The sequence below is a fragment of the Candidatus Methanoperedens sp. BLZ2 genome (assembly GCF_002487355.1).
Lineage (GTDB): Archaea > Halobacteriota > Methanosarcinia > Methanosarcinales > Methanoperedenaceae > Methanoperedens.
This window is the reverse complement of record NZ_NTMG01000064.1, coordinates 65389-74231: the sequence shown is the minus strand read 5'-3', so window position 1 is coordinate 74231 and position 8843 is coordinate 65389. Positions and strand designations below refer to the sequence as shown.

At 41.0% G+C, this 8843-nt stretch carries 12 protein-coding genes; 10 read left to right on the top strand and 2 right to left on the bottom strand.

Features of this window, described 5'->3' with window-relative positions; all coding sequences use genetic code 11:
- The first annotated feature begins 204 nt into the window (after positions 1 to 204).
- The 4 genes from rnz (at position 205) to CL181_RS12480 (ending at position 3323) form a co-directional block, all read left to right on the top strand.
- Positions 205 to 1119, top strand: coding sequence for a ribonuclease Z (gene rnz, locus CL181_RS12495; RefSeq protein WP_097299643.1), 915 nt, complete (start codon positions 205 to 207; stop codon positions 1117 to 1119).
- 34 nt (positions 1120 to 1153) lie between these two features.
- On the top strand, positions 1154 to 1495 hold the full coding sequence (locus CL181_RS12490) for a hypothetical protein (protein WP_097299642.1): 342 nt from the start codon (positions 1154 to 1156) through the stop codon (positions 1493 to 1495).
- Between the two features lie 83 nt (positions 1496 to 1578).
- Positions 1579 to 2718, top strand: a complete 1140-nt coding sequence (locus CL181_RS12485) for a pyridoxal phosphate-dependent aminotransferase (RefSeq protein ID WP_097299641.1) — start codon at positions 1579 to 1581, stop codon at positions 2716 to 2718.
- Positions 2719 to 2993: 275 nt separating this feature from the next.
- Complete coding sequence (locus CL181_RS12480; protein ID WP_217993169.1) at positions 2994 to 3323, top strand: GYD domain-containing protein; 330 nt, start codon at positions 2994 to 2996, stop codon at positions 3321 to 3323.
- 147 nt (positions 3324 to 3470) lie between these two features.
- On the opposite strand, the gene CL181_RS12475 is transcribed toward CL181_RS12480, so the two are convergent.
- Both CL181_RS12475 and CL181_RS12470 read right to left on the bottom strand, forming a co-directional pair.
- Positions 3471 to 3899 (bottom strand): adenylyltransferase/cytidyltransferase family protein, encoded by a 429-nt coding sequence (locus CL181_RS12475; RefSeq protein WP_097299639.1) that lies wholly within the window; start codon positions 3897 to 3899, stop codon positions 3471 to 3473.
- Positions 3900 to 3939: 40 nt separating this feature from the next.
- On the bottom strand, positions 3940 to 4476 hold the full coding sequence (locus tag CL181_RS12470; RefSeq protein ID WP_097299638.1) for a class I SAM-dependent methyltransferase: 537 nt from the start codon (positions 4474 to 4476) through the stop codon (positions 3940 to 3942).
- Positions 4477 to 4683: 207 nt separating this feature from the next.
- Between CL181_RS12470 and CL181_RS12465 the strand changes: the two genes are divergently transcribed.
- The 6 genes from CL181_RS12465 (at position 4684) to CL181_RS12440 (ending at position 8837) form a co-directional block, all read left to right on the top strand.
- Positions 4684 to 5154 (top strand): hypothetical protein, encoded by a 471-nt coding sequence (locus CL181_RS12465; protein WP_097299637.1) that lies wholly within the window; start codon positions 4684 to 4686, stop codon positions 5152 to 5154.
- Complete coding sequence (locus CL181_RS12460; RefSeq protein ID WP_097299636.1) at positions 5154 to 5474, top strand: hypothetical protein; 321 nt, start codon at positions 5154 to 5156, stop codon at positions 5472 to 5474. Before CL181_RS12465 ends, CL181_RS12460 begins: the two co-directional genes overlap by 1 nt.
- 1 nt (position 5475) lies before the next feature.
- Positions 5476 to 6048, top strand: a complete 573-nt coding sequence (locus CL181_RS12455) for a zinc ribbon domain-containing protein (RefSeq protein ID WP_097299635.1) — start codon at positions 5476 to 5478, stop codon at positions 6046 to 6048.
- Positions 6049 to 6086: 38 nt separating this feature from the next.
- Positions 6087 to 7685 (top strand): phenylalanine--tRNA ligase subunit beta, encoded by a 1599-nt coding sequence (pheT, locus tag CL181_RS12450; protein ID WP_097299634.1) that lies wholly within the window; start codon positions 6087 to 6089, stop codon positions 7683 to 7685.
- Positions 7686 to 7914: 229 nt separating this feature from the next.
- Positions 7915 to 8133, top strand: coding sequence for a hypothetical protein (locus CL181_RS12445; RefSeq protein ID WP_097299633.1), 219 nt, complete (start codon positions 7915 to 7917; stop codon positions 8131 to 8133).
- A 59-nt stretch (positions 8134 to 8192) separates the two neighbouring features.
- Positions 8193 to 8837, top strand: coding sequence for a hypothetical protein (locus CL181_RS12440; RefSeq protein ID WP_097299632.1), 645 nt, complete (start codon positions 8193 to 8195; stop codon positions 8835 to 8837).
- Positions 8838 to 8843 lie beyond the last annotated feature (6 nt).

Below are 8843 nucleotides of genomic sequence, written 5' to 3'. Positions count from 1 at the left end.
AACCCTGGGGCTATTACCTCAATAAAAGGTGGGCTATGGGCTCTACTCGACAGACATGTTTAAAAATCTCTGCGCTCTCTGTGTTCTTTGTGGTTTCAACTTTTCGGATAGGTTCTTATTGGAAAGTTGAATATATTCCCTACAAAATTGCGAAGTTAAGGTTAAAAGTCACCTATTTAAATCTTCAGCATAATTAAGCACTTCATGTTTCGTGTAACTTTTCTTGGCACAGGCGGATCGCTTCCCACGCCAGACCGCAACCCATCTTCCGTTTTTGTCAACAGGGAAGGTGATATGATGCTATTTGACTGCGGCGAGGGAACCCAGCAGCAGATGATGCGGGCAAAGACCGGCATGACGCTGGGCTCTATTTTTATCACACATTTTCATGCGGACCATTTTCTCGGTATTCCCGGCCTTATCCAGACCATGTCTTTTAATGGAAGAACCGAGCCACTTGACATATACGGCCCTGTGTGGACAAAGCAATTTATAAATCTATTCATCCAGCTTGGCTATTACAAGCTCGGTTTTGTAATAAATGCGCACGAACTGGAGGATGGAGATATTATTGATAAAGGAGATTATTCAATCAAAGCTGTTGGAACAGACCATAGAATTCCAAGCCTGGGCTATGTGCTTCAGGAGAAAAAACGCGCGGGAAGATTTAACCGGGAAAAAGCAATAGAACTTGGTATTCCAGTAGGCCGCCTGTTCTCAAAACTGCAAAATGGTGAACCAGTCACAATAAACGGAAAGACAATCTTTCCCTCACAGGTGATAGGTGAGAGCCGTCCTGGAAGGAAGATCGTGTATTCCGGGGATACAAGGCCATGCGAAAACCTGGAAAAAGAAAGCGCTGGAGCTGACCTGTTGATACATGACAGCACCCTTGCTGAGGATTTGAAAGACTGGGCTCTTGAAACAAAACATTCAACCTCAAAAGAAGCAGCCCTCGTTGCAAAAAATGCAAACGTAAAGAAATTGGTACTCACACATATCAGTTCAAGGTACAGTGAAAAAAGGGATGTAGTGCTGCATGAGGCTAAAAAAGTCTTTGGAAATTCCATGATCGCGGAGGATTTGATGGAAATAGAAGTACAACTTCGTGACAAATAGAAATAAATAGACGTATGCACATATTTTATAAGTGATGGGTTTGAATACAGTAACAACATTCAGGCTGGATATCGAAAGGGTAGCGCATACTCTTGATCTGGACGAGTATAAAATAAATGAGGCAAAAAAAACAGGAAAAAGCACAATGATCTCCCCCAAATTCTATAATAAAGGAATTTACAGGGTACGAGATGTAAATAACGGACTTATTGAGGACATCGCGGTTAACATAGATAAAATAGCTGCGGTCACCTACGATGGTCTTGTCAGGGAACTTGGCAAGGACTGCGTGGATAAAGCCCTCTGGAAGGATGTGCCTGAGGGTGAAGCCATATTTTTCTATTCCCTCAAGCTTGAAGATGAATTTGTCAAATAAGAATTTTGTAAAGCTTGATTTTTTTATTTTCGTACTCTTCAGAATGCCTTAAATATTAAGAAATTAGTCGTGAGCCACACTTTATGACGGCAAAAAGACTTCAAAACATTACTGAGTCGGCAACGCTTCGGATATCAAATCTTGCAAATGAATTGAAAAGCCAGGGTAAAGATATTATAAGTTTCAGCCTTGGAGAACCTGATTTTACAACACCATCACATATCATTGATGCTGCAAAGGCATCACTTGAACGCGGTGAGACACATTATACGCCATCGCCAGGGATACCCGAATTGCGCAAAGCCATCGCTGAGAAGCTCAAAAAAGAGAACAAAATTGAAACAAAACCGGGTAATATCATTGTCACTCCTGGCGCAAAGCAAGCCATTTTTGAAGTTATACTCTCTGTTCTCAGGGAAGGAGATGAAGCAATTCTTTTTGACCCTGCCTGGGTTTCCTATGATCCATGCATACAGCTTGCAGGCGCAAGAACTGTCTGGGCTCCAACTTCGCAAAATAATGGGTTTTCACCCGGGAATATCAGTGAATACATAACGAAAAAAACAAAACTCATCGTCATAAACAGCCCATGCAACCCGACAGGCAGTGTTTACAGCAAAGAAACATTAAAAGAGATAGCAGATATTTCGATTGATAAAAATATTTTTGTCCTGTCGGATGAGATATATGAGAAGATCATCTATGACAGTGAGCACATAAGCATCGCAAGTCTGGATGGGATGCAGGATTTGACAATAACGGTCAACGGATTCTCAAAAGCCTACGCAATGACAGGATGGCGCCTCGGATATGTGAGCGCGCCAAAGGAAGTTTATGAACCGATGCTTAAATTGCATTCTCATTCCGTAAGCCAGGCAACTTCGTTTGTCCAGTACGCAGGTATTGCCGCTCTCCAGGGTGACCAGGCGCCGGTTGCAGCAATGGTCCGGGAGTTCAGGGCACGCAGGGACCTGCTTGTCAGGGGATTAAATAAGATCGGGGTAAAATGTGCCAGGCCCGACGGCGCTTTTTATGCTTTTGCCGATGTAAGCGAATACGGGACAGGAGAAAAAGTTGCAGAACTTTTGCTTAACAAGGCATTTGTTGCTACCACACCGGGCTCAGCCTTCGGTGAAGCGGGAAATGATTTTATCAGGATCTCTTACGCAACGTCCCAGGAGCGAATAAAAGAAGCCCTGAAGAGGATGGAAGCGGTTCTTTAGCAGATAAGTATATTATAGCAAAACGTAAATAGACATTTATGCCTACCTCGCTATGATCGAATCTTAAAATGCATCTCTCCCAAACGAGGATAAATATGAAGTGGGAAAGAATAAAGCGGGAGGAGGGGGCTAGGGAAGTTAACAAAGGAGTGAATTAAAATGGGTTATCAAGTAGAAGGAAAACTGTTAGAAGTCTGTACGTGGCAGGGGCGTACCCTTAGACTGCGCCGCGTACAAGGCCTTCTTGCACGGATGTTCACAAGTCTGAAGGAGGAATGATGCCGCTCTACCTAACGAGATTCAGTTACACCCCGGAGACTTGGGCGAGGCTGATCGCTAATCCAGAGGACCGCCGCGAGGCCGCGCGGACCTACATCGAATCGGTCGGCGGGAAGTTGCATGGGTTCTGGTACGCCTTCGGTAGCTACGACGGCTACAACCTTTGGGAGGCTCCGGACAATATCTCGATGGCAGCCGTCGCGCTCGCCATCACCGGAGGCGGTGCGCTGAGCTCGTTCGAGACTACGGTGTTGTTGACAGTCGACGAGACGATCGAGGCGCTTCGAAAGGCGGAGACTGTCCAGTACCGCGCCCCGGGAGCCTAGTAGCAAGGAGAATCTATGAATGACAAAGAACATATGTTGCGCCAGCATCGGGTCAAACGCAGTAGTTGAATATTTCATTTTCAAGAAGTAATTACACTCCCGGCGTGAATAAAGCATGCAGCGGATATATTTCTATATCTTATGAAATCAGTTTGACTTCCCGTTCCTTTCAAGTACCTTTCTGATAATCGCCGCAGAGCTGCAAAGCTCGCCCTGCTCAAAAGCCTGAACTCTCATCACCTTTGCTTCTATCCCCCGGGCAACTAACTTTGCCTCAAGCTCTTTTTCATTGAAAAACTGGTTTTTACCAAGAGCAATGATATCTGGTTTTATTTCCCTGATGGGCAGAAACATATCAGTCTCGCTCCCCAGCATTGCCGCATCTACCATGCGTAGCGCCTGGACCATAGTCAACCTCTGTTTTTCAGGAACTATGGGTTTTGGTTTGTGTTTTATCATCGAGTCCCGTGCCACAATGACAAAAAGCTCATCGCCCAGCGCTCTTGCTTTTGAAAGATAGAGCAGGTGGCCTGGATGCAGTAAATCGAATGTACCCGTTGCCAGAACTCTGACCATGGCACCTAAGATTATTCTTAATTGCTAAAAATGTTTGTAATTAAACATATATTGTACAGTCAATATCCAGGAACATTACACAGGCTTTCTTTTTCCCGCCCCAGTTTTTTGAGTAATCGACATCGATCGTAACAGCGGGAAGATTCTTAACAGCATTCACAAGGTACTTGTTCATCTCAATATTGCATGAAGGGAGACATATTATGTGTTCACTCACCTGCTTGCATTCAAGGAGCAATTCGTAGAATGGGTCGACCACCTGCCAGGCATAATCTATCTCGTGTCCCATGAATTCGCAGAACTCGTCGTGATCGCTCTTCCGGAATGCATCAGAAAGGGCATCTTTTTCAAGAAGCGCAGTGAAGCACTGGATATATACATCCTGGAATGATTTCGGCTTGAAGGGCAGGTTGAAAGCATCGCAGCATACTACATCCAGGCCCTGCTTTTTTGCCTGCCTGCACAGGCTCATTTTTATATCTATGCCCACGAACATATCCCATTCCTTGCCTTTTGTTTCGTACAGCTTTGAATGATTTCCGCAACTAATTTCAAGGATTGAATTTTTCTTTATCATATTGTTCACACCTTTTGAACATCAAACTAAATGGTAATGTGAAAGTATTTATAAAGTGTTATGACATCATAATAAAGAGGTTTAAAATAACCTTTACTGCTAAAATGCCCTGAAACCTCACACGTTCTTCACAAATTGGTTTATATCCTGATTAATTGAAAATAAGAATAAGTTTAAAATAAATTGGTTGAGGTCATCAAAAATATTATGGAAAATTCATTAATTCAATTTGCATCTTTCCCTGCTTCAATCATGTCTGATTCAAATATTGCAGGAACCATAAATGGAATAGATATGAGCGGCACAATTGTCCGTCTGATATCATTCCTCCTGGGAATATGCGGCGCAACTTATCTTGCGGCTGGATTGTGGTCAAGGTCTCAAAAAGGCTCCAATAGCTGGAAATACCTCTCAATTTCAATGATATTATTCGTTTTCTGGAATATTATCGGAGCGTTCGGTATTTTGCTGGACGTTATAAAAGTCCAAAACTCCATAAACGATGCTGCAGTATCCCAGGAAGGATTAGAACTATTTTCCTACATAGTCAAAGTTCTTGATCCCCTATTAGAAGTCATTGTTTTCATCATATTATTATTCGGGCTTCGAAAGATCATCAATGCAATGCGGACAAAGCCATGGACAGTCTTTAGCAAGGATGAAGAGGAGATTGAATAATGAGCGCAGATTTCTTCATCGTCCTGAATTCAGTCGCATCAATGATAGTTATAATCTGCAGTGTCTTATCATTTCAGTTACTTGTGGGGATTTCAAGAGAATTGAAGGGTTTGAAAACTATGGATGCTATGTGGAAAAATTTTATTATAATGATAAATCTTTTCATTTTATTGGGTATTACAAGGGCCGTAGGTTCTATCGGGACTGTAATTTTCGAAGGTTTTTATCCCGTATTTGAAGCCCTGTTATCTGTAACTCTCATATTGTTCTTCGTATTCGCAATTCAACTATCCATATCCATAGAGGAGATCACCGAATAAAATGGGCAAGATATTATCTGAAGAAGAAAGAAGACATATGCTTGAAAAGCTGGAGAGTAAAATAGTTGCCACGCGATTCATGACATTAAAATACATTACTTCTTCAATAAACCAGGATAAAGTGGATTTTGCTAAAATGGATATGGAATTGCCGGAATTCAGCAAAAGCCTTGTAAGAATAATTGAACAACTGGCTGAAAAAGACACTGAAGAAATGGTAAAACGTGAAGCTGCAGTTTGTCTTGAAAACCTGAAAAAGAAGCTAAATCCTGCTCTTATGCAAGATGTGCCCATGTGTGCTGCATGTGGTGAACGTGTGGTTGTATCATGTCGTTTCTGTACAAAATGCGGTGTCGAACTTAAAGGTCAAAAATGGGTATCTACTTACAAAATTTGTGAAAAATGCCAGAATCCTTATGATCCTAAATGGAATAATTGTTCATATTGCGGTAACCAGTTGATCAAAAAAGTTGAAGTAGCAAAGATCTGCGGGTTCTGTAAGAAAACCATTGAGCCAAGCTGGTTGATGTGTCCGTACTGCGGTTCTAAGTTGAAACTTATCGCCGGTCAATAACATTAATATATCTTATAATCGTTATTCGCCTGATTAAAATGCCTGTTATTACATTATATTATGATGACCTGGAAGAACTCTCGGGCCTTGATAAAGATACGGTTATTAAACGCATTCCTATGATGGGATGCGATATTGAACGAATAGAGGACGACCATGTTGATATCGAGTTCTTCCCCAACAGGCCTGATCTTTACAGCACTGAAGGCGTAGCCAGGGCGATCAAAGGGTTCCTGGATATTGAAACGGGTCTTCGGGAATTCAATACAAGTTCTTCCGGGATAATAATCACAAGAGATAGTGAGATTAAAAATATCCGTCCGTATCTTGCCTGCGCCGTGGTCAGAGGAATGCAGTTCAATTCACGAAGTATAGAATCCCTTATGGCGCTTCAGGAATCATTGCACTGGGCCGTGGGCAGGAACAGGAAAAAAGTGTCCATTGGTGTGCATGATATGGGAAATTTAACACCGCCTTTTAAGTACATCGCACAGGACCCGGATTTCAAATTCACGCCTCTTGACTTCACTGAAGCCTTATCGATGCGCGATATCCTTGAGAAACATCCCAAAGGCATCAAATTTGCAAATCTTCTTGAAAAATTCGAAAAATATCCGCTTATTCTTGATGCGAACAATAATGTTCTCTCATTCCCGCCAATAATAAACGGAGAACTTACAAAAGTCACCCGGGGGACGACCGATCTCTTTATCGAGGTCACAGGTCTTGATCCTGCCGTATCAATTGCATTAAATATCGTTGTTGCTTCACTTGCAGAACGCGGCGGAATGATAGAATCAGTCCTGATCGATGGGAAAATAGAGACGCCGGATATATCCCCGGGAATAATGGAACTCAAAAATGGGGAAGTAGAGGAACTTCTTGGTTTCAAGCTTACTAATGAAGAAATTATCACCAGTCTAAAAAAGATCAGATATGGGGCGCAACTTTCCGGGAATTCTATTAAAGTATCAGTCCCGGCTTACCGCTCTGATATACTTCATAACTGTGATCTCATAGAAGATATCGCAATAGCCTATGGCTTTGATAAGATAAAACCAGAGCTTCCATTAACTTCCATGACAGGCAGGTCACACCCGATATCAAGGTCAAGAGATACACTGAATGAAATAATGACTGGTCTTGGCTACCTGCAGGTAATGCCTTTTACCCTCACAAACGAGAGAATGCAATTCGACATGATGCGAAGGGAAAAAGCAAAGGGCATAACGCAGATACTTTATCCTATAAGCGAAGACCATACGATCGTTCGCCCGACGATATTGCCAAACCTTCTTGAGATACTTTCGATCAATAAGCACCGCGAGCTGCCGCAGCGAATTTTTGAGGCCGGGGAAGTTGTTCTTGATTGCAAGACTTACCAGCGCCTTGGCTGCGTTGCGATACACCCGCAGGCTAACTTTACTGAGATCCAGGCGATCATTGACGCTGTGTTAAGGGAAAGACGGATTGAATACACTGTCACAGGGTCACACGATCCGGCATTCATTGAGGGAAGGTGTGCCGATGTCCTGATCAACGGTGAAAAAGCAGGAGTGTTCGGTGAGATCCATCCTGAAGTTATCTCAAACTTCGGGCTTGAGCACCCTATAATCGGATTTGAATTGGAATTATGAGGTTCGGGGCTGAAGGCAACGTCTTTGGATTTAATATTTCAAGCGGTTTATTGATTTTCTATATTAATTTATATAAATTATAGGCGTAAGGTAATTGTTTTGAGAAAATACCTACTTTATAAAGTTATAGACATGTAATTATATAGGTGAATTTAAATACTTTATTGTTTACGAAGATAATTAAAACAATATAATTGTTATTTTTGATCGAAAATCTAAGGAGAAGCTTATGGAATATCAATGTGAAAAAGATAGTTGCACAGTAGAAGATTGTTTTTTGCATTTAGATTGCGCTATTTGTAAAAAACCTCTTAATGAACATGAAACTGTTGGTTATGCCCTAATTAAAATGATTACGTGGCATTGTAATCCCCAACAGGCTCAATGCATTGCAATTGGAGGTGGTTGTTTGAATAAAATGCCTGATTGGTTTAGAGAAGCGTTATAATTGAAGTGCGTCATTAATTAAAGATAAAGTAAATATTAAAAAAATTTATTTATAATAATATGACAAGAGAGATTGCGAATTTACATGTCTTAGCAATAGCAAGACCTGAAAAAAATGTAGTTTGTGTTGCTGGCATAGATGATAAGGGAGAGTGGATTAGGCCTCAAAGAATATTTGAGAATGATATTGCAACGGGCAAATTTAAACTCTTTGGAATTACTAACATTCATGTAGATTCTTGGACAGGAAAAACAATCCGATGTGAAGATCGTTTTTTAGTACGAGAAATTGGAAAATTGCCTAACTTGATTGGATACATACCAAAATCAGAAATCCAACAATTTTTAGAGACACATTTAGACAAGTCTGTAGATTCCGTTTTTATGAATGAAAGAACTTTGGGAATAATTAAACCGCAACAAATAATTAAAATCACAGGCGATACAACTAAAATATGGATTTCCTTTCAAGATTCGACTGGAAAACGATTCAATTGTTCAGTTAGAGATGATTTATTTTATCATATGTTTTCTACTTACAAAGAAAAATATCCTTCTAATTTTAGGGAAAAAATTCATCATGACCTGAACAAAAATAATACTTATTTCGTTATTGGTTTAACCCAAATTTATGAAAACAATATTAATGCTGAATATGGTGGATGGCCAATGATTGTAGGAATTCATTATTTTGAGAGGAAATAAATACTT